At 72.9% G+C, this 23,594-nt stretch carries 19 protein-coding genes; 12 read left to right on the top strand and 7 right to left on the bottom strand.

Features of this window, described 5'->3' with window-relative positions; all coding sequences use genetic code 11:
- Window positions 1-24: 24 nt before the first annotated feature.
- The gene (locus JOL79_RS25045) at window positions 25-678 is read right to left on the bottom strand and encodes a response regulator transcription factor (protein WP_210158324.1); all 654 of its coding nucleotides are present in this window, start codon (window positions 676-678) and stop codon (window positions 25-27) included.
- A gap of 239 nt (window positions 679-917) precedes the next feature.
- On the opposite strand from JOL79_RS25045, the gene JOL79_RS25040 reads away from it, so the two are divergent.
- Complete coding sequence (locus tag JOL79_RS25040) at window positions 918-1,082, top strand: hypothetical protein (protein WP_210158323.1); 165 nt, start codon at window positions 918-920, stop codon at window positions 1,080-1,082.
- A gap of 145 nt (window positions 1,083-1,227) precedes the next feature.
- Here JOL79_RS25040 and JOL79_RS25035 read toward each other — a convergent pair whose 3' ends face one another.
- Both JOL79_RS25035 and JOL79_RS25030 read right to left on the bottom strand, forming a co-directional pair.
- On the bottom strand, window positions 1,228-2,058 hold the full coding sequence (locus tag JOL79_RS25035; protein ID WP_210158322.1) for an inositol monophosphatase family protein: 831 nt from the start codon (window positions 2,056-2,058) through the stop codon (window positions 1,228-1,230).
- 80 nt (window positions 2,059-2,138) lie between these two features.
- Complete coding sequence (locus JOL79_RS25030) at window positions 2,139-4,109, bottom strand: S9 family peptidase (protein WP_210158321.1); 1,971 nt, start codon at window positions 4,107-4,109, stop codon at window positions 2,139-2,141.
- Window positions 4,110-4,222: 113 nt separating this feature from the next.
- Here JOL79_RS25030 and JOL79_RS25025 point away from each other — a divergent pair, with 113 nt between their 5' ends.
- Complete coding sequence (locus tag JOL79_RS25025; RefSeq protein ID WP_210158320.1) at window positions 4,223-5,233, top strand: ferrochelatase; 1,011 nt, start codon at window positions 4,223-4,225, stop codon at window positions 5,231-5,233.
- Window positions 5,234-5,261: 28 nt separating this feature from the next.
- On the opposite strand, the gene JOL79_RS25020 is transcribed toward JOL79_RS25025, so the two are convergent.
- Window positions 5,262-6,452 (bottom strand): lytic transglycosylase domain-containing protein, encoded by a 1,191-nt coding sequence (locus JOL79_RS25020; protein ID WP_307848710.1) that lies wholly within the window; start codon window positions 6,450-6,452, stop codon window positions 5,262-5,264.
- Window positions 6,453-6,633: 181 nt separating this feature from the next.
- Here JOL79_RS25020 and JOL79_RS25015 point away from each other — a divergent pair, with 181 nt between their 5' ends.
- From JOL79_RS25015 to sepH, 3 genes are all read left to right on the top strand, one after another.
- The gene (locus JOL79_RS25015) at window positions 6,634-7,824 is read left to right on the top strand and encodes an MFS transporter (protein ID WP_210158319.1); all 1,191 of its coding nucleotides are present in this window, start codon (window positions 6,634-6,636) and stop codon (window positions 7,822-7,824) included.
- Between the two features lie 117 nt (window positions 7,825-7,941).
- Window positions 7,942-9,234 carry a D-arabinono-1,4-lactone oxidase gene (locus JOL79_RS25010; RefSeq protein ID WP_210158318.1) on the top strand — a complete coding sequence of 431 codons (1,293 nt, stop codon included), beginning with the start codon at window positions 7,942-7,944 and terminating at the stop codon, window positions 9,232-9,234.
- A 502-nt stretch (window positions 9,235-9,736) separates the two neighbouring features.
- A complete protein-coding gene (gene sepH, locus JOL79_RS35145; protein ID WP_269143909.1) occupies window positions 9,737-11,614 on the top strand; it encodes a septation protein SepH in 1,878 nt (625 codons plus the stop codon).
- 29 nt (window positions 11,615-11,643) lie between these two features.
- Here sepH and JOL79_RS25000 read toward each other — a convergent pair whose 3' ends face one another.
- Together JOL79_RS25000 and JOL79_RS24995 are read right to left on the bottom strand one after the other, a co-directional pair.
- A complete protein-coding gene (locus tag JOL79_RS25000; protein WP_307848709.1) occupies window positions 11,644-13,212 on the bottom strand; it encodes a PH domain-containing protein in 1,569 nt (522 codons plus the stop codon).
- Window positions 13,209-13,724 (bottom strand): PH domain-containing protein, encoded by a 516-nt coding sequence (locus tag JOL79_RS24995; protein ID WP_307848708.1) that lies wholly within the window; start codon window positions 13,722-13,724, stop codon window positions 13,209-13,211. The genes JOL79_RS25000 and JOL79_RS24995 overlap by 4 nt, the downstream gene beginning before the upstream one ends.
- A 253-nt stretch (window positions 13,725-13,977) precedes the next feature.
- Between JOL79_RS24995 and JOL79_RS24990 the strand changes: the two genes are divergently transcribed.
- From JOL79_RS24990 to JOL79_RS24970, 5 genes are all read left to right on the top strand, one after another.
- Window positions 13,978-14,514, top strand: coding sequence for a YbhB/YbcL family Raf kinase inhibitor-like protein (locus JOL79_RS24990; RefSeq protein ID WP_210158317.1), 537 nt, complete (start codon window positions 13,978-13,980; stop codon window positions 14,512-14,514).
- 183 nt (window positions 14,515-14,697) lie between these two features.
- Window positions 14,698-16,689: a hypothetical protein gene (locus JOL79_RS24985; RefSeq protein ID WP_210158316.1), complete on the top strand. Its 1,992-nt coding sequence runs from the start codon at window positions 14,698-14,700 to the stop codon at window positions 16,687-16,689.
- A gap of 52 nt (window positions 16,690-16,741) precedes the next feature.
- The gene (locus JOL79_RS24980; RefSeq protein WP_210158315.1) at window positions 16,742-19,060 is read left to right on the top strand and encodes a SulP family inorganic anion transporter; all 2,319 of its coding nucleotides are present in this window, start codon (window positions 16,742-16,744) and stop codon (window positions 19,058-19,060) included.
- Between the two features lie 85 nt (window positions 19,061-19,145).
- Window positions 19,146-20,168: an NAD-dependent epimerase/dehydratase family protein gene (locus JOL79_RS24975; protein WP_210158314.1), complete on the top strand. Its 1,023-nt coding sequence runs from the start codon at window positions 19,146-19,148 to the stop codon at window positions 20,166-20,168.
- Entirely contained in the window at window positions 20,165-20,473 is a 309-nt protein-coding gene (locus tag JOL79_RS24970) for an antibiotic biosynthesis monooxygenase family protein (protein WP_210158313.1), read from the top strand. Before JOL79_RS24975 ends, JOL79_RS24970 begins: the two co-directional genes overlap by 4 nt.
- 240 nt (window positions 20,474-20,713) lie before the next feature.
- Here JOL79_RS24970 and JOL79_RS24965 read toward each other — a convergent pair whose 3' ends face one another.
- Window positions 20,714-21,283 carry a TetR/AcrR family transcriptional regulator gene (locus JOL79_RS24965; RefSeq protein ID WP_210158312.1) on the bottom strand — a complete coding sequence of 190 codons (570 nt, stop codon included), beginning with the start codon at window positions 21,281-21,283 and terminating at the stop codon, window positions 20,714-20,716.
- A 75-nt stretch (window positions 21,284-21,358) separates the two neighbouring features.
- Here JOL79_RS24965 and JOL79_RS24960 point away from each other — a divergent pair, with 75 nt between their 5' ends.
- On the top strand, window positions 21,359-21,856 hold the full coding sequence (locus JOL79_RS24960; RefSeq protein WP_210158311.1) for an FBP domain-containing protein: 498 nt from the start codon (window positions 21,359-21,361) through the stop codon (window positions 21,854-21,856).
- Window positions 21,857-22,103: 247 nt separating this feature from the next.
- Window positions 22,104-23,582, top strand: coding sequence for a hypothetical protein (locus JOL79_RS24955; RefSeq protein ID WP_210158310.1), 1,479 nt, complete (start codon window positions 22,104-22,106; stop codon window positions 23,580-23,582).
- Window positions 23,583-23,594: the final 12 nt, after the last annotated feature.

Below are 23,594 nucleotides of genomic sequence, written 5' to 3'. Positions count from 1 at the left end.
ATCTCCGGCAGGCGCGGGCGGCGTTCACAGGCGGTACCCGACTCCCGGCACGGTCTCGATGACCTGCGGCTCACCGAGCTTCTTACGCAGTGTCATCATCGTCACGCGCACGACGTTCGTGAACGGGTCGATGTTCTCGTCCCAGGCCTTGTCGAGCAGGTCCTCCTGGCTGACCACCGCGCCCTCGGCCCGCATCAGCTCCTCCAGCACGGCGAACTCCTTCTTGGTCAGCGCGACCTCGCCGCCGTCCCTCGTCACCAGGCGCTTGCCGGGGTCGAGCCGGATGCCCCCGCGCTCCAGGACCGGCGGCAGCGCGGGCGCGGACCGGCGGCCCAGCGCGCGCACCCGGGCGACCAGTTCCACGAAGACGAACGGCTTGGCGAGGTAGTCGTCGGCGCCCAGCCCCAGGCCCTCGACCTTGTCGTCGACGTCGCCCGCCGCGGTCAGCATGAGGATCCGGGAGGCGGAGCGCTGGGCGACCAGGCGCCGGGCCACTTCGTCGCCGTGCACCTTCGGCAGGTCACGGTCGAGCACGATCACGTCGTAGTCGATGTACCCGGTCTTCTCCAGCGCGGCGGCGCCGTCGTAGGCGACGTCCACCGCCATGGCCTCACGGCGGAGCCCGGTGGCGATCGCGTCAGCGAGCACCTTCTCGTCCTCCACCACCAGCACGCGCATCACGGTCCTCCTCAGCAGGTACGACGTCATCATTGTGGCCGTCTTCGGCGTAAGACCCCGGTAAGCGGCTCCCCGGCCCCCGGTGACGCAACACACAGAAATCGGGTGGTTTACGGCAAGCCCCAAGGTGGGTACCCCCTACACCCCATTGTCGTGTGCCGGGGAAGGGCGCGAGCCCTCTCCAGGAACCGCGCCCCGGGACCAGCACGGCGCATCCGCCCCCTGAGAGAGAAGGTGAGATGGGCGAGTTCACCACCACGATCGAAAGCAGGCTCGACCAGGCCTACAAAGGTCTTGAAGAGGCCACGACGAGCGGCGACGACTTCCTCGCCGACACCCTCACCGCCGAGATCGAGGACCTCCGCCGCCTCGCCGAGGACCACGGGATTCCGATCCAGCGCTGACGACGTCGTTCCATGAGGGGGCGCGCCCGGCCGGCGCGCCCCCTTCTCATGCCCTCGTGTCCCGGGCCGGGCCCGGCGAGCCCCGCCGTCTACCGCGTTTCGGCCCCGTTCCGGATCTGTTCCGGCGTCGTTCCGGCCGTCCCGCTCAGCCGCGTTCGGGGTCGAGCGGCGCGAGGAGGTCGTGCAGCTCCTCGAACAGCCCAGGGGTCGCGCACACGACCATGTCCGGGCCGGCGGGCCTGCCGTGCATCCCGCCCAGCCGGGCGCCGGCCTCGGTGGCGATCAGGCCGGCCGCGGCGTGGTCCCAGCGGTTGGTGCCCCGCTCGTAGTAGGCGTCGACCCGGCCCGCCGCGACCGAGCACAGGTCGATCGCGCAGGAACCGCCCCGCCTGATGTCCCTGACCCGGGGCAGCACCCGCGCCACCACCTCGGCCTGCACGGCCCGCCGCGCCGCGTCGTAGCCGAAGCCGGTCGCGACCAGCGCCCGGTCGAGCGGCACACCGGTGGTGCAGGACTGGCGCTCGCCCTTCAGCCAGGCCCCGCCGCCGCGCGAGGCGGAGAACAGCTCGCCGCGCGGCACGTTGTTCACGGCGCCCGCCACCACCTCGCCGTCGATCTCGACGGCGATGCTCACGGCCCAGTCGGGCAGGCCGTACAGGAAGTTGACGGTGCCGTCGATCGGGTCGACCACCCAGCGCACCCGGCCGTCGCCGGACGTGGCGCCGCCCTCCTCGCCGAGGATCGCGTCGTACGGCCGCGCCTGGACGATCCGGGAGCGGATCAGCTCCTCGCAGGCCCGGTCAAGCGCGGTCACCACGTCGGTCGGGCTCGACTTCGTGGCGAGGACCTCTGGCCGGGCGGGCCGCTTGGCCAGCAGCATGTCCCCTGCCTCCGCCGCGATCTCGACCGCCAGCGCCAGCAGCTCGCCCGGCTCCGGCGGCTCCACCTGGTCGCCCGGCCGCCCGTGCTCGTTCATCCCCGATCGCCCCTTCCTCGTACGGACCCCCGACATCCTCCCAAATAGCCATTAATGGGAGGTGACGGGTGTGGGGCGACTCAGCCCAGCAGATCCGGCCTGACCCACTCCTCGCCGAGGACGTGGTGCCCGAGGAAGGCCAGGACGGTCTCGTACCAGGCGATCGCGTTGCCCGGCTTGAGCACCCAGTGGTTCTCGTCCGGGAAGTAGAGGAACTTGGACTCGACGCCGGAGCGCTGCAGGTCCCACCACAGGCGCAGGCCCTCGCCGATGGGCACCCGGTAGTCCTTGTCGCCGTGGATCACCAGCATCGGCGTGCCGATCGACTCCAGCGACCGGTGCGGCGACAGCCGCTCGTACCGCGCGGAGCCCGACGCGCCGAACTCCCGCTGCCAGTACATCGAGGCGTCGGTCGTCCCGGCGAACTGGTCGAGGTTCCACAGGGAGGCGTGGGTGACGACGGCGCGGAACCGGTCGGTGTGCCCGGCCACCCAGTTGGCCATGTAGCCGCCGAAGGAGCCGCCCATGGCGGCGATCCTCTGGTCGTCGACGTCTGGCCGCTTCAGGGCCTCGTCGGTGATCGCCATGAGGTCGGCGTGGGTGACCGGCCCCCAGTCGCCCCAGCCCCGGTCGATCATGGCCTGGCCGTAACCGGTGGACAGGCAGGGATCGGGAAGCAGGACGGCGTAACCGTGCCGGGCCATGAGCCACGGGTTCCAGCGCCAGCTCCAGTCGTTCCAGCTCGACACCGGGCCGCCGTGGATCCAGAGCAGGAACGGCGCCGGGTTCTCCGCCGTGGCCTCGGCGGGCAGGACCAGCCAGCCCCGGATCTCGGTCCCGTCCTCGGCGGTGGCGGAGATCTCCGTGAGCGTGCCGGGCAGTTCGAGGTCCGGGGTCGGGCACGGCAGCGTGACGACCGAGCCGTCCGCGGAGATCCGCACGGGCCGGGGCGGCGAGTCGACGGCGCCGCGCAGGGCGTAGACCGAGCCGTCGGGAGCGGGGCACAGCTCCAGGTAGGCCCCGTCGTCCGGGGTGAGCCGGGTGACCGCCCCGTCGAGCGTGACGCGGAAGACCGGCCGGCGGCCCAGATGGTCGGCCGCGATAAAGATCTCCCGGGACGAGGGCGCCCAGGCGACGGCCACGGGGAACAGCTCCCCGCCGAGCGCCCGGCCCTCCCCCGTCCGGAGGTCGACGACCCACAGTTCCAGCGTGGTCGACAGCTCCTGGTCGCCGTGCCGTTCCCGGGTGCAGGCCACGTACCGCCCGTCGGGCGACACCTTGACGGGCCCGTCGAAGTCGTGCGACGGCGAGGCCGCCAGCGTCCGCCGTGCGCCGTCCGCCAGGTCGATCGCGACGAGTTCCTGCCGCGACTCGCCGTTGGCCTGCGGGGTCCGCCACGTGGTGATCACGGTGGCTCCGTCGGGCGTGACCTCGTACGCGACGTTGTCCAGCGACCTGCCGGGCTCGGGGGTCAGGTCCCGCGCGTCGCCGAGACCCTCGATCCCGGACGCCGCGAACAGCCGCGTCTCGGCCGGGCCGAGATCCTGGTCCCAATAACGGACGGGGTAGCTCTCATGCAGGATCGCGCTGACCCCGGCCTCCTTGCGGGCCGTGCGGCGCTCCTCCTCCGTCGCGGCGTCGCCCGGCAGCACCTGCGCGGTGTAGACGACCGCGCCGCCGCCCGCGCGCACGCCGCCGATCCCGCCGGGCCGGGCGGCCACCCGCGCCGGCTCGCCCCGCTCGGGCAGCAGCCACAGGGCGGGGGTCTCCGCGCCGGGGTCCTTGACCGTCTCGTCCGCGCGGCGGGAGACGAACAGCAGACTCCCGTCCGGGGTGAACTCGGCGCCCGCCTCGCCCTTCGACGACCGGGTCAGCCGCCGCGGGGTCCCCTCCGGGTCGAGCGGGATGTCCCACAGCGCCGTCCCGTAGGACGTGCCGTCCGGGTTGAGCGACTGGACCACCGACACGAGCCTGGCACCGTCCGGGGACAGGCGGAGCGACACAACACGCGGCAGAGCGACATATTCACGGATGTCCGGAAATTGGCTCACCGCTCGAACCTACCCGGATCTCGCCGCACAGCCCAATGACCTGTCACAACGATCAGGACTCGGGGTCAGGGTGTGGATCAGGGCGGCGCCTCGGCCGCGTAGGGTGAGGGGACATGGGGAGCACCAACGGATACGACGCCCTGCTCGTCGTCTCCTTCGGCGGGCCGGAGGGCCCCGAGGACGTCATGCCGTTCCTGGAGAACGTGGTCCGGGGTCGTGGGGTCCCCCGTGAGCGCCTGCTCGAGGTGGAGGCCCACTACCAGCGCTTCGGCGGGGTCAGCCCGATCAACCGGCAGTGCCGGGATCTGATCGCGGCGCTCGACGTCGGCCTGCCGGTCTACTGGGGCAACCGCAACTGGCACCCGTTCCTGGAGGACACCGTCCGGCGGATGACGGAGGACGGCGTCAGGAAGGCCGCGGCGCTCGTCACGGCCGCCTACAGCTCGTACTCCAGCTGCCGGCAGTACCTCGACGACATCGCCAGGGCGCGCGCCGCCGTGCCCGGGGCCCCGGAGATCGTGAAACTGCGGCATTACTTCGATCACCCCGGCTTCGTCACGGCGATGGCCGACCACACCCGGGCGGCCCTCGCCCGGCTGCCCGAGGGCGAGCGCGACACGGCCCGGCTCGTCTTCACCGCGCACAGCATCCCCCTGTCGATGGCCCGCACGGCCGGGCCCGCCGGCGGGGCGTACGAGGCCCAGCTGCGCGAGACGGCGGCGCTGGTGACCGAGCGGGTCGACCCGGAGCGGGCCTTCGACCTGGTCTGGCAGAGCCGCAGCGGGCCGCCGCAGGTGCCGTGGCTGGAGCCCGACGTCTGCGACCACCTGGAGGCGCTGCACGCCGACGGGGTGCGGGCGGCCGTCTTGGTGCCCATCGGATTCGTGTCCGACCACATGGAGGTCGTCTACGACCTCGACGTCGAGGCCGCGGCCACCGCGGACAAGCTCGGCATGGCCCTGTCGCGCGCGGCGACGGCGGGCACCCACCCGGCGTTCGTTTCCATGGTCGGCGAGCTGCTGGCGGAGCCGGAGCCGGCCGGGTGCGCCGCCACCTGCTGCCCCGCACCGGTGCGGCCGGCCTCCTCACGTCCCTCCGTGCCGGCCCCGGGCGGCGATCGGTAGACGGCCGGGCGGGCGCTCAGCGGAGCGGTCAGGAGTAAGTGCGGGCGTAGGCGTCGGCGAGCGACAGCACGTTGTTCACGTAGTCCCAGGAGTGGTTGTAGAACCACACGGCCTTCCTGAGCTTGTCGCCGCCGCGGCCGGCGCCGTTCGCGCACAGGTAGCGGGACGCCGCGGGCACGGCGTCGTAGGGACTCCAGATGTCCTTGTCCCCGTCGCCGTCGCCGTCGACGCCGTACGCCTTCCAGGTGCTCGGCATGAACTGCATGGGCCCGAGCGCTCCCGCCGACGACGGCCCGTTGTTGCGCCCGTGCCCGCTCTCCACCTGCCCGATCGCCGCGAGCACCGTCCAGGACAGACCGGGGCAGACGGCCGCGGCGCGCTGGTAGAGCTCCAGGTAACTGTCCGGCCTGCCGACCAGGGCCTCCGCCGGCGGAGCGGGCGACCGGCTCGGCGTCCCCTTCGCCGGCTCCGGGCCGACCCTGACCACCTGGGCCTTCGGTCCCAGGAGGCGGCCCACCCGGGCCGGGTCGAGTGTCCCCGAGTCGCCGTGGACGAGGACGACCACGCCGGACGAGAAGCCCAGCCGCCGACCGAGGTCCCGGCCGATGAGACCGTCGATCCCGGGCAACCCGAACGAGGCCGAGGCCGCGACCCGCAGCCGGGGGCCGCCGTCGAGCTGGTACTGCGCGCCGAGCACCAGGCCCAGCCGCCTGACCGCCGTCGCGTCCGCCACGAACTCGTCGTGCGCGAGCGCGTTCCACACCTCCGGATGCTCGGCCACCCCCTTCGGGGTCCACGACCGGAACTGGGCGGGGTCCACGGCCAGCAACTGCAGGGCGGTGCCGGAGACCCGCACGCTCCCGCCGTCGGCCGACGCCACCTTCTCGACGTGCCGCAACTTCGCGATCTTCCGCAGCGTGGCGAGTGAGACCTTCGCCGGAGCGATGGCGATGAGCTGGGGCGGGGTCACCTGGACGCCCGGCCCGCCCACCACGGGCGGGTCCGACGGCAGGGTGGTGTCGGGCCGCAACGTGGCCGCACCGGTGCCGACACCCGGCCGATCGCCCTGCTCGTCGCTCACCCCGCGGATGGGGGCGGCGGACGGGCGGCCGCGCTGCGCGGCCAGGACGGCGCCGGACAGGGCGGTCACGGCGACGATGACGACGGCGAGCCCGGCCACGATCATGCGGAGCGACATGGACGTGGGAGGGGTGCGCACGCGGCCCACGTTAGCCTCTTCGCCCCATTGAGGGAAAAATCACTTGCGGCGGATGTGGCTGGTGATACAGGGTCATGCTGGAATATTGACGTCCGCGTGCCCGGGTGACGACACCCGAGAGCCGCCCGCCGCGTCAGATCGGCCGGCCCGGACGCACGACATGCCGAAAGGGAAACATCGCATGGTCGGGCCGTATCGGGGGCTGTTCGGCACGCCCGGAGTCAGGGGCTTCGTCATCGCGGGATTCGTCGGGCGGATGCCCATGTCCATGCTGGGCATCGGCATCACCCTGCTGGTCTCCGCCCTCACCCGGTCGTACGCCACCGCCGGCGCGGTCTCCGCCACGGTGTCCGTCGCCTTCGCCGTGGCCGCCCCCATGTCGGGCCGCCTGACCGACAGGTTCGGGCAGTCCCGCGTCCTCGTGCCGCTGGTCTTCCTGCACGGCGCCTCCCTCACCGGGCTGATGCTGTGCGCCCACGCCCACGCCCCCGTCTGGACCCTGTACGCCACCGGCGTCGCGGCGGGCGCCACGGCCGTGTCCCTCGGCTCGATGGTCAGGGCCCGCTGGTCGCACGTGCTCCAGGACCCCTCCCGGGTGCACACCGCGTTCGCGTTCGAGTCCGTGGCCGACGAGGTCGTCTTCGTCACCGGGCCCGCCTTCGTGACCCTCCTCGCCACCGGGGTCAACGACTACGCCGGGCTCGTGGTCGCGGTCGTCCTTACCGTCTCCGGCACGCTGGCGTTCGCCGCGTTACGGAGCACCGAGCCCCCCGCCGTACGGGAGCGGGGCGAGAACGGGACGCCCATCGCGATCCCCGGCGTCGCGCTGCTGTCGGCGGTCTTCCTCGCCCTGGGCGCCGTGTTCGGCTCCATCGACATCATCACCGTCGCCTTCGCCGACGAGCACGGCAGCAAGGCCGCGGCCGGCCTGCTGCTGGCGTCCATCTCGTCCGGCAGCATGGTCTCCGGCCTCTGGTACGGCTCACGCCACTGGCGGATCACCCTGCGCAGCCGGTTCGTCCGCGGGCTCGCGCTGTTCGCCGCCGGTTTCACGCCGGTCCTGCTGATGAACGGCATCGGGGCGATGGCCCTCGCCCTCTTCGTCGCCGGGCTGGCCATCTCCCCCACCCTCATCACCGGTTTCTCCCTGGTGGAACGCCTGGTCCCGGCGGCGCAGCTGACCGAGGGAATGTCGTGGATCTCGACGTCCATCGGCCTCGGCGTGGCCATCGGCGCCTGGGCCGGCGGGCGGCTCACCGACCTGTACGGCGCGTCGAACGCGTACGCCCTGCCCTTCGTCTGCGCGCTGCTCGCCGTGGTCGTCGGACTGGCCGGGTCGCCGCTCGTACGGGCCGAGCACGGGGCCGGGTGACCGCTCCCCTCGTCCCGGGCATCCGTCCCGCCCCGATGCCCGGACGCCCATAGGCAGACATCCTCCGGATGAGTAATGTTCGTCTTCTCCCGCGGGCAGCGGCCACGGAAGAGGAACATGGACTCCTTCGTCAATTGGGCGGGCAACCAGTCCGTCACCCCCTGGCGGGTCAGGACGCCCGCGTCGGCCGCCGAGGTCGCCGAGGCCGTGACGCACGCCGCGGCGGCCGGGCGGCGGGTGCGCATGGTGGGCACCGGCCACTCCTTCACCGACGTCGCCCTCACCGACGGCCTGCTGCTGCGGCCCGGCGCGCTGACCGGCGTCCTGTCCGCGGGGGACGGCTGGGTCAGGGTCGCCGCGGGAACTACGATCCACGCGCTCAACGTGGAGCTCGGCCGCCGCGGCCTGGCGCTGGCGAACATGGGGGACGTCACCGCGCAGACCGTCGCGGGGGCGATCCAGACCGGCACCCACGGCACCGGCCGCCACGTCGGCGGCCTCGCCGACCAGGTGACCGAGCTGGAGCTGGTGCTCGCCGACGGCTCCGTCACGAGCGTGCGCGACGGCGACCTCTTCGACGCCGCCCGGGTCGGCCTCGGCGCGCTCGGCGTCCTCACCGCGGTGACGTTCCGGGTCGAGCCCGCGTTCCTGCTGCGCAGCCGCAGGGAGCCGCTGTCGTTCGGCGGAATCCTGGACGCCCTCGACGAGCTCACCGGCGACAACGACCATCTCGACTTCTTCTGGCTGCCGCACACCGACACCTGCCTGGTCAAACGCAACAACCGCGACGCCGGACCGGCCCGGCCGCCCTCCGCCGCCCGGCGGTGGTGGGACGAGGTCTTCCTGGAGAACACGCTCTTCGGCGCCGCCTGCCGCCTGGGCGCCCGGTTCCCCGGGGCGATCCCCCGCATCAACGCCGTCTCCGCCGCCGCGCTGTCCGCCTCCGAGTGCGCCGACACGTCCTACAAGGTCTTCGGCTCCGTACGCGAGGTGCGGTTCCTGGAGATGGAGTACGCCATCCCGCGCGAGCACCTGGCCCAGGCGCTGCGCGAGACCCGGGACCTGGTCGAGCGCGCCGGCTGGACCGTCACCTTCCCGGTCGAGGTGCGGGTGACGCCGCCGTCGGACGCCTGGCTGTCCACCGCGTACGGCAGGGACTCGGCGTACGTCGCGTGTCACGTCTACCGGCCCACCCCCAACCCGGCGTACTTCGCCGGAGTTGAAGAGATCATGACTCGGCTGGGCGGCCGTCCCCACTGGGGGAAGCTGCACACCCGCGACGCGGCCTACCTCCGGACGGTCTATCCCCGGTTCGCCGATTTCCTGGCGCTGCGCGATGAGCTGGACCCACGCGGCCTGTTCGCCAACGATTACACCGACCGGGTGCTCGGCGCGTCGCCGGGGAGCTGACGCCACGGCCGCGTAAAGTCCCTTCCCACGGTCCGGCCTCTCCCGCGTGTCGCGTTGCCCGCGCCCGCCCTCCGGCAGGCAGATTGCGGAACGCGGGCACAGCTGAGCCCGGCGCGCCACTCGAACCGAGGGAGCAACGAAGGATGAGACCCTCCCGCAGCTCTGGCCCGACGGTCCACGCCTCGGCGACCGCGGCGCGGACGCGGGCGGTCGGCGCGCACGAAACGAGGCGACACGACCCTCGCTCTCGCCTCCCGGAGAGGGCCCGCCACGCCGCCGGGCCGCGACCGTCCGGGACGGCCATGGCGACCCCGACGCTTCCGTGCGACCAGGAGGTTGCCGGAAAGTGAACGCCACGAATGTGACCGGGGTCACAACGACTGCCTCGCCCCCGGGCGAGGCGATGTTCGGACATGCCGGGTACGGTGCTGGAAGGCAACCGGCTCAAGCGAGAGACTCAAGGGTCCGGGGGAAGACAGAGCACGACGACGAAGGGACTCGCATGCAGGAGCTCCGTCTCGTCGCGGTAAGTGAGGACGGTACGTACCTCGTCCTGGCCACAGCCGGGCGGGGGACGCGGTTCACGCTACCCGTGGACGATCGGCTCCGCGCTGCGGTTCGCGGCAACTTCTCCCGTCTCGGCCAGTACGAGATCGAAGTGGAGAGTCCGTTGCGTCCCAAGGAGATCCAGGCACGCATCCGTGCGGGCGAGACGGCGGAGGAGATCGCGGCCACCGCCGGGATCCCGGTGGAACGAGTCCGCTGGTTCGAGGGACCGGTCCTCCAGGAGCGCGAGTACATGGCGCAGCAGGCCCAGCGCGTCGCCGTCCGGATGCCCGGGGAGACGACGCCCGGGCCCACCCTTGGCGAGCTGGTCGCCGAGCGGCTGACCCGCCGCGGGGTGCCCGCCGACGAGATCGACTGGGACTCCTGCAAGCGTGACGACAACCTCTGGCGGGTGAAGCTCGGCTTCGTCTGGAACGGCCACACCCGGCACGCCGAGTGGCTGTTCGACCCGCGCCGCCGCCACATCACCCCGAACGACGACGAGGCCATGCGCCTGTCGGCCGCCGAGTACGTCGAGCCGGAACGGGACGAGTCGACCGTCCGCCCGTTCGTGCCCCGGCTCGCGTCCAAGCTCGCCCCCGTGCCCTCGCTTCCCGAGGATCCGCACCAGTCGCGGCAGGAGCGCGCGGAACCGGGCGGCTGGCCCGGCCAGCGGAACGACGATCCCGCGGCGTACCGGCCCGATCTCACGCCGGTCCCCTTCCGGCTGCCCGATCCCCTCGCTCCCCTGGCCACACCCGCCGCCACGCCGGCGGCCGACGACTCCGCGCACTTCGCCGCCGCGCGGCAGGCCGAAGCACGCGAAGCCGAGGCCCGCGAAGCCGCAGCGCGTGAGGCGGAAGCCCGCGAGGCCGCGGAACGACAGGCCGCCGCACGCGAAGCCGAGGCCCGCGAAGCCGCAGCGCGTGAGGCGGAAGCCCGCGAGGCCGCGGCACGCGAGGCGGAAGCCCGCGAGGCCGCGGAACGACAGGCCGCCGCACGCGAAGCCGAGGCCCGCGAAGCCGCAGCGCGTGAGGCGGAAGCCCGCGAGGCCGCGGCACGGGAGGCCGCACGCGAAGCCGAGGCCCGCGAGGCGGAGGCGCGCGAGGTGGAAGCCCGCCGCGCCGCGGAACGCGAAGCCGAAGCACGTGAAGCCGAAGCCCGCGAGGCGGAGGCGCGCGAGGTGGAAGCCCGCCGCGCCGCGGAACGCGAAGCCGAAGCACGTGAAGCCGAAGCACGTGAAGCCGAAGCCCGCGAAGCCGAAGCCCGCGAGGCGGAGGCGCGGGCGGCCGCCGCGCGCCCGGACGCGGACGTCACCAGCGCGCCCTCGGAGGCGGGCGAAGACGCCCCTGCCCAGGGCCGGCCCGACGGCGGTCCGGAGGCGGCGGAACCCGCATCCATCTCCGCACCCGCATCCATCTCCGCACCCGCGGCCACCTCGACACCTGAGCCCGCGCCTGCGCCTGCGCCGACACCTGAGCCTGCGGCTGCCCGAAGCGACGCTCCCCCGGTGCCGAAGCCGGCGCCCAGGGCGCCGACGCCCAAGCCCGTGCCGAAGCCGCCCGTGCCCCGCAGGGCCGGTGACGAGGCCGCGAACGAGGGCCGCGGCGGCGCGGTCCCGCGACGCGACGCCGCGCCCGCGGCGGCGGCCGTCTCGGCGAAGAGCGCGTCCGCCACGGAAGGCGCGAAGGACGTTCCGAAGGACGGCAAGCCCGAGACGCCGGCCCCGCCCGTGCCCAAGCCCGCCCCGCCGCGTCCACGCAAGTCGCGCGGCCGGCGGGCCTCGGTGCCCACGTGGGACGAGATCATGTTCGGCGCGCGCAAGCCGGACTGAGCCCGCGACCGGTGTGTCCGGCGGCGTCCTCAGCCCGCCGCGTCTCCGCCATCCGGACCACCGGACCCGCCCAACGCACCGGGAGCGGAGCTGAGGAAGGGCCGGAGCCATTCGGGCGTCACCTCCGCGGCGAAGGTGACGCCCTGTTCCTCCCCTGTGTCGACCGCCGCGTAGCCGCCGCTGCCCGCGCCGACGCCCGCCACTACGGTGACCAGGCCGGACCGGCGCTGGAACACGGTCTGCCTGATCCGCCACCCGACCACCGCGCGGCGCTCCACGACGGCCTGCGCCCGCCTCAGCGACCCGGACCGGACGGACAGCCGCATCCCGTCGTGACCGTGCCCCAGGCTCCGATATCGGTCGTACGCGAGAGGGACGCCGAGCACGGCCGGGATCAGCGCGACCACGGCGAGCGTTCGCCAGCCCAGCGCGAGCCCGGCGAGGGCGACGGCGATCCAGGGCACGACGGCCCGGAACAACCTGCGCCGCAGCGCCCCCCGCGGGTGTGGGCGCAGCGTGACGTGGAACGGCCCGGCGACGTCGGCCGCCACCCACTCCGCGAAGGCCCGCGGCGTGACCGGCAGCAACTGGCCCCTCGTCGACGAATCGCCGAGGCCGGTCACCAGAGCCCACATCCGGACGAGCCCGGCCCGGCGCTCGATCAGCCCGTCGGCCAGCTCGTACCCCCGGACGCGGCGACGCTCCAGCGACACGGTGCGGCGGGTGAGCAGGCCGCGCTCGGCGACCAGGTATCCGTCGCGGGAGCGGAGGGTGAAGTCCCAGTTGAATACGGCGTACAGCACGCCACCGGCGAGCGGCATGGCGAGCACGAGCAGAACGGCCGCCATGAGGAGCAGGTAAGGACGGTCCCAGGCCCACTCCAGGGCGTGCCTGGCGGTCCGCTCGGACAGACCGAACTCGTCTCCCCACTGGACGATCAGGCCGATCGCCCCCGCGAGCAGCGCGAACGGCGTCAGCAGGTAGGCGCCGGACAGGGGGCCGTACCCGAGCCACGTCCTCGGGACACGCGCGTGCAGCCGTTCCGGCGCCGGTGGAGGTGCGGCGCCCGAGTCAGGCACGGCGGACGGACCGGGCCGGCGGACGAGCAGGACCCCCCGCAGCGCCTCGGCCCGCTCGCGGGTGAGGGCGTCGAGCACGCCCTCCTCGTCTTCCCCGCCCGCGCCCGTGTCGAGTTTGAGTACGGCGAGCCCGAGCAGCCGGTGCAGCGGCGAGGCGGTGACGTCGACACCACGGATGCGTTCGAGCGGGATGGCGCGGACCGACCGGCCGACGAACGACTTGGTGAGCTCGATGCGGTCAGGGGTCACCCGGTAGGTGAACGTCGCCCAGCGCAGCAGCGAGTACACGACGGCGCCGGCCACGCCGACCGCCGCCCAGCCGAACGACGCGGCCGAGAAGCCGCCCGCGACCAGCACCCCCGCGAGCGGCACGACCAGCGAGGGCAGCAGGCGGATCGGGTCGATGAGCAGGAGGCGGGGGCTCAGCCGGTGGGCCCCCGGCTCGTGTCCCGGAGGCGGCGGACCGCCCGGGGCCCCTGCGGGACGCCCGCCGGGCGGCGGGACCGCGGGGCCGGTCACGTCGCGTCGTCCCTGAGCTGCTCGGCGCGGCGGGCGAGCTCCTCGGCGAGACGGCCCGCCACGTGGTCGTCCAGGCCGATGATGGTGGACGAGCCGGCGTGCGAGGCCGTCCGGACGCGCAGCGTCGCCAGCCGGAGAACCCGCTCGTACCAGCCCTGAGCGGTGTCCACGGTCTGGATCCTGCTGACGGGCACGAACACCCACTCCCTGCTCAGCCAGCCCGACCTGGCGTACAGGACGTCGCCGGACAGCTCCCACCGGTGCACCGCGTACCGCAGTGGCGGCTCCACGACCACGAACGGGAGCAGGACGGCCCCGACGGCCGCGGGCAGCGTCCAGGCGTGGTGCGACAGCCACCCGGCCGCGCCCGGCCAGTCCGCGCCGTCCACCCACAGCGCCACCCCGGCCGCCGCGCCGACCAGCAGGACGAACCCGGTGATGGCCTCGATCAGCCACAGCACGACGGCGCGACGGGATACGCGAAGGGCGGGATCCCGCAGCGGACCTCTCACACTGTCACCCTAGAAGGTCGGGCCCCGGCCGTCAGCGCCCCGCCGACCGGCCGGACGCCGCCGGAAGCGACGGCCCCGCACGGCGGCGCGCGGGAAGGTGTGGTAAAGCTCGTCTGCGGCAGCTCGGCCTGAGTGCCGCAAGTCATACCCGAGCACATGGGAGCAGGTGAGGGGCCTGACCGGGCCTGAGCACCCGAACGGATCGGCGCGAACCGGTCGGGGCACCATTTCATTCCGCGTAGCATCATCCAGCATGGGGTCGCCGAGAAAGCCAGCGGTCGCCGCCACCATCGTGGCGGTCGCGCTGACGGCGTCGGGTTGTGGAATCCTGGGCGGCGGGTCGCCGAGGAATCTCGATGTGATCAGCGTGTCGAGCCCCCGGTTCCGGGACGGCGCCCCGCTGCCGCATGACTATTCCTGCAAGGGCGGCCAGGGCAATCCGCCTCTGCGCTGGTCGGGGACCTCGGGCGCCAAGTCGGTCGCCCTCGTCGTCGACGACAACAATCCCCGTACGGGCTCGGCGGTGCACTGGGTCGTGTTCGACATCGACCCGAACACCACGGAGCTCGCCGAGGACGATGTGCCCCGGGGCGCCCACCAGGGCAGGACGACATATGGCAAGGCGGGCTACGCGCCCCCCTGCGAGACGGACGGCAACTACCGCTTCACCGTTTACGCCCTCAACGCGAAGCTCAACCTCGCGCAGGACGCCTCGCTCGCGGACACGCTCCGGAGCATCGCCGGGCACACCATCGCCCGCGGACGCCTCACGGCGGACACGATCGAGTGACATGCTGAAGACCGGAGCCAGCCGTGCTACACCAAACTTCGCCTACTGTGTGACAACGGTCATTGTGGTCGAGCAGAATCGGAACCAATTGCTGAGCGCAGGTGACCGGCGGGGACAGGTCGCGTCGACGGCCACGCGACCTCACCGGCGCCGCAGGAAGGCCATGGCCTTGAGGGTGGTGCTATGACTGCGGTCATTTCGGGTCTTGTCGCCGTCGTGCTCCTTGTGCTGCTGGTCGTGGCGCTGGGCATGCGGTCGATGAACCGCAGGGAGAGCGCGCTCTCGGCGGATCGTATTAAGGCGATGGCGGAGAACAAGGGGCCCAAGCCCCGGCGGCCCGCCGAGGAGACCTTCTTCGAGAGCTTCCCCCAGGGCTTCGACGCCTTCGAGGAGCCGGCCGACCGGAACGCCGACAAGCAGCGGTCCGGGCCGGCGCGCCCCGCGGGCCGTCCCGGAGGCCGGCAGGCCCGTCCCGCCCCGCGCGGGGGCAAACAGCCGCCCCAGGCGCGCGGCCGTCGTGGCGTGGACGAGTGGGGCGAGCCGGACGACTACGACGACGACTACTGGTCGCGGGTCCGCGCCGACGACGGCGGCTTCGGCGGCAGCATCGCGGCCAGGGTGGGTGCGCCCCGGCCCGTCTCCGACCCTTCCGGCCCGTCCGCGGACTCCGCCGGGCCCGCGGATCCCGTCCGGCAGGCCGACGCGGACGCCGTCACCGTCCAGGCCCCGCTGCCGCAGCGGCCTCCCGGCGGCCTCGCCGACCTGGTGGATCCGGTCCGTCCCGTCCCCTCGGCCTCCGCCCTCGCCGACCAGAAGACCGTCACGTTCTCCGCCCCCACGCCCGACCCGCTCGGCGGGGCGGGCTCCACCGCGACCGCGCCGTCCACCGGCCCGTTCGACACGGGCGACCGGGGCGCCGCGCCGGGCCGTGGCCGGCGGCGCTCCGCGGCGACGTCCCCGGGTGAGAGCCCGGCGGCCGCGAGCGCGACCGGCACGACGAGCGGCTCGTTCGACGCGGCGCAGGGGACCGACCCTCTGGCGGCCCCCTCGCGCCCCGCCCGCCCCTCACGGCCCGCGCGCCCGTCGAGGCCGGGACGGCCGGGCGGCCGCCGCGGCTCGTCCACGCCCGAGGCGGAGTCGCCCCGCGCGAGCGGCCCGTTCGACGCCGTCGGCGGCACCGGGCCGTTCGAGACGACCTCGCCGCCGCCCACCACCGGCATGTTCGTCCTCGGCTCGCTCGACGCCGCCGGTCCCCGCGAGGGCGCGGCGTCCTATGACACGACCCGCTCGTACGACTCGACCGGCGGCGGTTCGTTCGACTCCACTCAGAGCACCGGGCCTTTCGACGCCACGCGTGAGACCGGCCCGTTCGAGAGGACGTCTCCGTCTGCGCCCCCGGCCGCCCGCACCCCGGCGGACGCCCTCGGCACACCGGTTGCGGGGTCCTTCGACACGTGGAACGCCTACGACGCGCCGCGCGGCGACACCTACGACACCGCCCCCGGCTCCACGGGCTCGTCCTACCTCACGCCGCCCCCGGGCGGCATCACCCCGATCCACCCGGCGATTCCGGCCGACCCGGCGGCCACCCCCGACCGCGGCTGGCCCGCGGCCGGCGACTATCCCCCGGCGGCCGCCACGCCGACCCCCTCGTCCGGCGGGTGGCCCGCGGTCCGGGACGTGCTCGACGACCCCGAGCCGCCGCGAGCGCCCTCCTCCTGGCCCAACGCCGACACCTACCAGACGCCCACGTACGACGGTTACGCGACGGGATACCCCGGTGGCGAGCCGACGGCTCCCGGCGCCGTCCCGTCGTCGCCCGTTCCCACGTCGTCCTCCTCCTACGAGGTCAGCGCCGGCTGGGCGACGATCGACGACTCCGACGCACTCGGGGGCCGCGACGCCGGCACCGGCGTCCCGAGCGGCCCCGCCCGCCCGGCCTCGCCGTACGAGTCGGCCGGCTACGACGCCCCGTCCGGCCAGCGCTACTACGGGTACGACCAGCAGCAGGGGCAGCCGGCCGACCCGGGCGCGCAGGCGTCGTGGCCGCAGCCCCCCGCGGAGGGTCAGTCGCCCTACGACGAGCTGTACGGCGACACGTCCGAGTCGACCACCGCACGGCGGGGCAGCCGCCACCGCAATCCCGACAGCGACTATCCCGACTACTACCGGTGATTTTCCCTCTGCTTGCCTGAAGGCCCAGCGGCTGCTGTCGTATGGTCGCCACATGACCCTGCGTAGTGGTACAACTCCAGAGCGCGACTGGAGGTCCGTCCTCCGGCACGACGTGCCCGCCTCGCTGGTCGTCTTCCTCGTGGCGGTCCCGCTTTCACTCGGTGTCGCCGTGGCGTCTGGCGCGCCCGTGGCCGCCGGTCTGGTCGCCGCCGTCGTGGGCGGCGTCCTGGCCGGGGCGCTCGGCGGGAGCGTGGTACAGGTGAGCGGCCCCGCCGCCGGGCTGGCGCTGGTCGTGGCCGACCTCGTGCACACCTACGGCTGGCGGGCCACCTGCACCATCACCCTGCTCGCCGGGATCGTCCAGGTCGTGCTGGGCGGTCTGCGGGTGGCCCGGGCGGCGCTCGGGGTCTCCCCCGCCGTCGTCCACGGGATGCTCGCCGGCGTCGGCGCCGTGATCGCGCTCTCGCAGCTCCACGTCGTGCTGGGCGGCACCCCCCAGCGGTCGGCGCTGGAGAACATCCTGCAGTTGCCGTCGCAGATCGCGAACAACCACAACCACGCCGTCATGACCGGCGTGCTCACCATCGCGATCCTGGTCGTCTGGGCCCGGCTGCCGCGGCTGCGCACCGTGCCCGCCCCACTGGCCGCCCTCATCGGCGCGACCGTCACGGCCGCCGTCCTCGGCTGGGACGCCACCCGGGTCGACCTCGGCGGCGGTTTCTCCTCCGTGCTCGGCCCGGTCATGCCCAAGGGCGACTGGCACGCCATCGCGTCGGCCGTCCTGCTCGTCGCCCTCCTCGCCGGAGTGGAGTCGCTGCTCACCTGCGTCGCCACCAACCGGATGCACGACGGGCCGCGAGCCGACCTCGACCGTGAGCTGGCGGCGCAGGGCCTGGCCAACGTCGTGTCCGGCGCCCTGGGCGGCCTCCCGGTGGCGGGAGTCGTCGTCCGCACCACCACCAACGCGCGGGCGGGCGCCCGCAGCCGCTGGTCGACCGTGCTGCACGGCGTCTGGGTGCTGCTGTTCACCGTGGTGTTCGCCTGGCTGATCGCGCTCATCCCGCTGGCCGCCCTGGCCGCGCTGCTGGTGTTCATCGGCGTCCAGATGATCAACCTCGCTCATGTGCGCAACCTGCGCGGGCACCGGGAGGTGCCGGTCTACGTCACGACGATGGGGGGCGTCGTGCTCATCGGCCTGGCCGAGGGCGTGGCCATCGGGCTCGCCCTCGCCGCGCTGCTCTCGCTGCGCCGCCTCGCCCGCGTCGAGGTGGTCGTGCGCCCGGAGGGCGACCGGTGCTGGCGGATCGTCGTGACCGGTTCGCTGACGTTCCTCGGCGTGCCACGCCTGACCGAGGCGCTCGCCGCGGTCCCGCCCGGATCGGCGGTGGAGCTCGACCTGAACCTCGACTTCATGGACAACGCCGCCTTCGAGGCGCTGCACGCCTGGCGGCTCGACCACGAACGCGCGGGCGGCACGATCGACATCGACGAGGTGCACGGCGAGTGGTACGCGGCGGCGGTGGGCGGCGCCGGGCTGTACCCCGCGCGTCTCGCTCCCTCGCACGACCGGGGCTGGCTGCCGTGGAGCTACCGGCGCCACTCTCAGGGACGTCCCCAGCTCGACGGGACGCCGCCCGGAGCGGCGACAGCGGCGGCGGCAGGGGACGCCACGGAGACTGCGACGGAGACTGCGACGGAGACTACGACGGAGACCGCGACGGGGGCAGCCACCCCGGCCTCGGCCGCCGTCCCCGATCTGGTGAGCGGCATGCGGGAGTTCCAGCGGCGGACGGCGCCGCTCGTCCGGCCGCTGCTGCACCGAATGGCGCGGACGCAGTCGCCGTCGCACCTGTTCATCACGTGCGCCGACTCGCGGATCGTACCCAACATCATCACCGCGAGCGGGCCCGGCGACCTGTTCACCGTCAGGAACGTCGGCAACCTCGTGCCCCGGGCGTCGAGCCTGCCGCCGGACGATTCTGTGGGCTCCGCGGTCGAGTACGCCGTGCGGATCCTGGGCGTGCGGACCATCACGGTGTGCGGTCACTCCGGCTGCGGGGCGATGACCGCGCTGCTGGGCGAGGTGCCGGACCTGCCCGCGCTGCGCGGCTGGCTGCGGCACGGCAGGCAGAGCCTCGCCCGCTTCGTCGCAACGCCCGCGGAGGACGACGACGGGGGTCCGCTCGACCGGCTCTGCCGGGTCAACGTGATCCAGCAGCTCGACAACCTGCGCACGTACCCGTTCGTGGACGAACTGGTGCGTGCGGGACAGCTGCGGCTCGCCGGACTGTACTTCGACATCGGCGCGGCACGCGTCGACCTGCTCGACCCCGAGACGTACGCGCCCGTGCCGGCGCTGCGCACCGGCTGAGGCCCCGGCTTCCGCTCACGGCGGATCCCGTACGCCGAGCGTGAACCGCCGTTGGCAGGGCGGAACGCCCCGCCAGGATGGCGTCATGAAGTTGCTCATCATCGGTGGATCCGTGTTCCTCGGCCGGGCCATCGCGGAAGAGGCCCTGCGCCGGGGCCACGAGGTCACGACGTTCAACCGGGGGGTGAGCGGGGCCGACGTACCGGGTGTGGAGGCCGTGCGCGGCGACCGGGAGGCCGCCGCGGACCTGGCGCGGCTGGCGGACGGCAGGCGGTGGGACGCCGTCGTCGACGTCTGCGGCTTCACCCCGTCGATCGTCCTGGAGTCGGTACGGGCGCTGTCCGGGCACAGCCCGCACTACACCTTCATCTCCAGCGTCTCGGCCATCGCCGGCTGGCCGGGCACGGCGGGCGTCGACGAGAGCTCACCGCTGTGGCCGTGCCCGCCCGACGGCGACGCCGGTTTCGGCGACTACGGCGTGCTCAAGGCGGGCTGCGAGCGCGCGGTCGAGCAGCACTTCGAGGGGACGGCGCTGGTCGTGCAGCCGGGCCTGATCCTGGGGCCGCACGAGAACGTCGGCCGGTTGCCCTGGTGGCTCACCCGGATCGCACGTGGCGGCCGGGTCCTCGCCCCGGGCGACCCTGACCTGCCGATCCAGCTCATCGACGCCCGCGACATCGCGGCGTTCACGCTCGACCAGGTGGCGCGGGGCGCGGGCGGCCGCTTCCTGACCGGAGGCGTGCCGGGCCGGGCCACGTTCGGGAGCCTGCTGGAGGAGTGCGTCGCCGCCACCGGGTCCGGGGCCGAGCTCGTCTGGGTGGACGACTCCTTCCTGGTCGAGCGCGGCGCCGAGGAGTGGACCGAGCTGCCGCTCTGGACGACGGCCGCCACCGGGCGGACGCTGTGGGCCACCTCGTCGGCCCGGGCGGTCGCGGCCGGCCTCACCTGTCGCCCGCTCGCGGAGACGGTCCGCGACACGTGGGACTGGCTCAAGGGCGTGCCCGAGGAACGCCGCAGCTTCGGCAACCGGCAGGCCCGCAGCGGGATGGATCCAGACAAAGAGGCCCGGATTCTGGCCGAATGGGAGGAAGAGGTGCGGCTGCGTTGATCGCGCGAGTGTGGCGAGGATGGGCGGAGGCGGCGAAGGCCGACGACTACCGGCGTCATTACGAATCGGAGGTGGCCGAGCACCTGCGGCATGTGCCCGGATTCGCCGGCGCGCGCCTGCTCCGGCGGCCGGACGGTGACGAGGTGATGTTCACCTCGATCACCTACTTCACCGGCATGGACGCCATCCGGGCGTTCGCCGGCGAGGACCCGGAGCGGGCCGTCGTCGAGGAAGGCGCGCGCCTCGCCCTGACCCGCTGGGACGATCGGGTCGTCCACCACGAGGTCACCGTCGACCTGGCCTGACCGGCGGTCCGTCCGCGGTCGCGGCCGCGCCCGCGGACGGACAGGCCGGCGGCAGCCGGACCATGGCCTGCCCCATCTCGCCGAGCCCGCCGGGGAAAGCGGCGACAATGGGGGGTTGACATTGACCAAGCCGACCTCGCCCGCGAGCTGGGAGTGACTCGGCAAGCGATACAGAGGATGGTCGCAGCGGGTGAGAGCAGGCCGCCACGATGAGGCGCGGGGCGTGCTCCGTCGCGGCCGTCACGCCGGCGGCCAGTTCTTGAGGGCGGCGTCGAGGACGTCGAGGGTTCTTGACCACGAGGCGTCCACCGCCCGCGGGTGATGACGGAAGCCGCCCGCCCGTTCCAGGCTCACGTACCCGTGGAAGGTGCTGTGCAGCATCCGCACCGCGTCCGTCTGGGCGGGCTCGGGAAGCTCGTATCCACGCAGGATGGCCCGGGTCAGCTCCGCGTGCCGGATCGCCGCCAGTCCCGCCGGGCTCCGCGGGTCGATCTCGACCTGCATTGCGGCGTACCTCCCCGGATGCTCCTTCGCGTAGTCGCGGTAGACGCTCGCGAAGGCCACCAGCGCCTCCTTGCCCGCACGCCCGGCCAGGGCGGCGGCCGCCCTGTCGGCGAGCTCCGTCAGGGCCAGCGCCGCCACCCTGAGCCGCAACTCCTCCGCGTCCCTGATGTGCGCGTAGAGGGCCGCCGGCCTGACGCCGAACACGCGCGCGAGCGCCGAGACGGTCACGTTGTGAAACCCGATCTCATCGGCCAGAGTCGCCGCCGCCTCGACCAGGCGTTCGACGGTCACTCCCGCACGTACCATCCGCCGTCCTTCCCGCATGCTTACAGGCTTTAATCGTTTGCCTAGTACCTCTAGGGAGAGCTAACCTCCCTGGTCATGAGACCGGTCACCGAACACGACATCCGCACATCGTTCGTCAACTGCTCCCGGGGAGAGGCCAAGCGGGTCAACCTTCCCAGAGACCTCGCCGACCTTCCGTGGGAAGACCTCGACTTCCTGGGATGGCGAGATCCGGGCGCACCGGAGCGCGCCTACCTGATCGCCGAACACGACGGCCCACTGGTCGGCATCGCGCTGCGGGTGACGTCCGGCGCGTCGCGGGGCTTCACCTCGCGCAGCATGTGCTCACTGTGCCTCACCACCCACACGAGCGGGGGTGTCGCACTGATGACCGCCCGCCGCACGGGCGAGAACGGCCGTCAGGGCAACTCGGTGGGACACTACCTGTGTATCGACCTGGCCTGCTCGCTCTACGCACGAGGAAAGAAGCAGGCCGCAGGGGGCCAGGTGGTCGACGAGTCCCTCACCCCGGAGGAGAAGGCCGCCCGCACCCGGGCCAACCTGCGCGCCTTCCTGACCAAGGTGATCGCGTGACCGCGCGAATGAGGACGGCGCACGCCGCTTACCGCCTGCGCCTTTCTCCCGGAACATGAATACACGGGTTCAGACGACAGTCCGGCTAGCGCGATTTACGGCATTGGGCCCAAATGGCGGCGAGCTAAACCCTGAACGACACTTTGCCCGCCGCTCCCCATGAAGACCCCTCCGGTCACTCATCCTCGATCACGTCGGCGACCGTACGTACTGCGGTCCGTCGCCGAGGGGATGAAGGGAACGGAACGTGCCGAATGCCATAAACGATTCCGGCCACGTGGACGACGGCGACTCCAAAGTGATCGCGCTGGCCGAGTTCGCCCTGATCATCGGAGGGCTCGCCGGCATCATCGTCCTGTTGCCGCACTCACTCCTGTGGGGTGACGGCGGTTACCGATACGTACAGCTCTGGCAGCTGATGATGTCGGGCGAGGTGAGCCAGGACAAGTATTCGCTGATCGGCCCGTTGTTCTCGGCGCCACTCTGGCTGCTGGGAAAGCTCTACCGCACACCCGAATGGTGGTGCGAGCGGTACAACGCGCTGCTTTTCGCGATCGGCCTGCTCGTCTTCTACCGCCTGCTGCGCGATCACCTGCCACGCCGGCTGCTGCGCTGTTTCCTGCTGCTGCTGACCTTCGCCTCGATGTTCGCGAACCACCTGCTCTTCTATTACGGCGAGGTGTTCTCCGCCATGCTGGTCGGCGTCGGCACAGTCCTCCTCGTCGTCCGGCGTCGCGGATGGACCCCGATCGTGCTCGGCGTCGCGAACGCTCCGGCGACCCTGGTCGCCATGGCGCTGCTGACCGCCCGGCGCGTCTGGGACACGCGACGCCTGCGCCTGGCCTGGGCTCCTCTGGCCGCCGTGGCGGTCATCCTGCTGGAGAACTGGATACGCAGGGGCAGTCCCCTCAACATCGGATATGGCGACAACCAGGGCCCCCGGACGGTCATGCCGTACTCCGGCCTGCCCGGATTCAGCTATCCGATCTTCTTCGGCCTCCTGTCGTTGATCTTGTCGTTCGGCAAGGGACTGCTGTTCTTCGCGCCGAGTCTGTTCCTGCCCGTACGACGCCATTTGCGGGCCCTTTCCGAGCGCACCACTGTCGACCTGGTGGGGCTTTACGGCCTGTGGATCGCGTTCGTCGCCGGGCTGGTGCTCCTCTACTCCCACTACTGGTCGTGGAGCGGGCAGATCTTCTGGGGACCGCGCTATCTGCTGTTCGCCTCGATCCCGGCGTCCCTGGCGCTCGCGGTCCGGCTGCACCGGCCGGACACGTCGATCCGGGCGAACGCGCTCACGTTGCTGGCGCTCGGGCTCTCCCTATGGGTCGGCCTGAACGGGGCCGTCTTCGGCGACGGCCCCGCCAGCAAGGCGTGCTGGACGAACAGCCCCTACTTCTACGATCCCCTGTGCTTCTACACGCCGGAGTTCAGTGCGCTGTGGTATCCGTTCGTCCACCCTCAGCGTCTGTCCGCCGAACAGTACGTCTACCTGCTGTACGGGCTCGCCGTGGCCCTCTATCTGATGACGCCTCCGGCGCTGGCGCTGGTCAGGCAGCTCGTCGCCCGGGCACTGCTTCTGGCGCGCTCCTCCCGGCACGGCGACGTCGCGCAGGGCGGCGCCGCGCCGACGCCGGACGGGCCGCACCAGCCGAGCTCACCGGCGGAAACGGCCGTCGCCGCCGGACGAGCCCGGCCGCGAGTGCCGAACTCGGAGCATGGCTAGGGCTTGAGGCCG

The organism is Microbispora oryzae, assembly GCF_017896165.1.
In the GTDB taxonomy this organism is placed as follows: Bacteria; Actinomycetota; Actinomycetes; order Streptosporangiales; family Streptosporangiaceae; genus Microbispora; species Microbispora oryzae.
The sequence above is the reverse complement of the archived record's forward strand: the minus strand, read 5'-3'. Positions and strand labels throughout refer to the sequence as shown.

Bases quoted from the DNA above. Each gene is read 5' to 3' on its own strand.
- JOL79_RS24975 (WP_210158314.1), top strand. From the start codon at position 19,146: ATGAAGTTGCTCATCATCGGTGGATCCGTGTTCCTCGGCCGGGCCATC.
- JOL79_RS24980 (WP_210158315.1), top strand. From the start codon at position 16,742: ATGACCCTGCGTAGTGGTACAACTCCAGAGCGCGACTGGAGGTCCGTC.
- JOL79_RS24985 (WP_210158316.1), top strand. From the start codon at position 14,698: ATGACTGCGGTCATTTCGGGTCTTGTCGCCGTCGTGCTCCTTGTGCTG.
- JOL79_RS25045 (WP_210158324.1), bottom strand. From the start codon at position 678: ATGCGCGTGCTGGTGGTGGAGGACGAGAAGGTGCTCGCTGACGCGATC.
- JOL79_RS24990 (WP_210158317.1), top strand. From the start codon at position 13,978: ATGGGGTCGCCGAGAAAGCCAGCGGTCGCCGCCACCATCGTGGCGGTC.
- JOL79_RS25010 (WP_210158318.1), top strand. From the start codon at position 7,942: ATGGACTCCTTCGTCAATTGGGCGGGCAACCAGTCCGTCACCCCCTGG.
- JOL79_RS25040 (WP_210158323.1), top strand. From the start codon at position 918: ATGGGCGAGTTCACCACCACGATCGAAAGCAGGCTCGACCAGGCCTAC.
- JOL79_RS25015 (WP_210158319.1), top strand. From the start codon at position 6,634: ATGGTCGGGCCGTATCGGGGGCTGTTCGGCACGCCCGGAGTCAGGGGC.
- JOL79_RS25025 (WP_210158320.1), top strand. From the start codon at position 4,223: ATGGGGAGCACCAACGGATACGACGCCCTGCTCGTCGTCTCCTTCGGC.
- JOL79_RS24965 (WP_210158312.1), bottom strand. From the start codon at position 21,283: ATGGTACGTGCGGGAGTGACCGTCGAACGCCTGGTCGAGGCGGCGGCG.
- sepH (WP_269143909.1), top strand. From the start codon at position 9,737: ATGCAGGAGCTCCGTCTCGTCGCGGTAAGTGAGGACGGTACGTACCTC.
- JOL79_RS25035 (WP_210158322.1), bottom strand. From the start codon at position 2,058: ATGAACGAGCACGGGCGGCCGGGCGACCAGGTGGAGCCGCCGGAGCCG.
- JOL79_RS24960 (WP_210158311.1), top strand. From the start codon at position 21,359: ATGAGACCGGTCACCGAACACGACATCCGCACATCGTTCGTCAACTGC.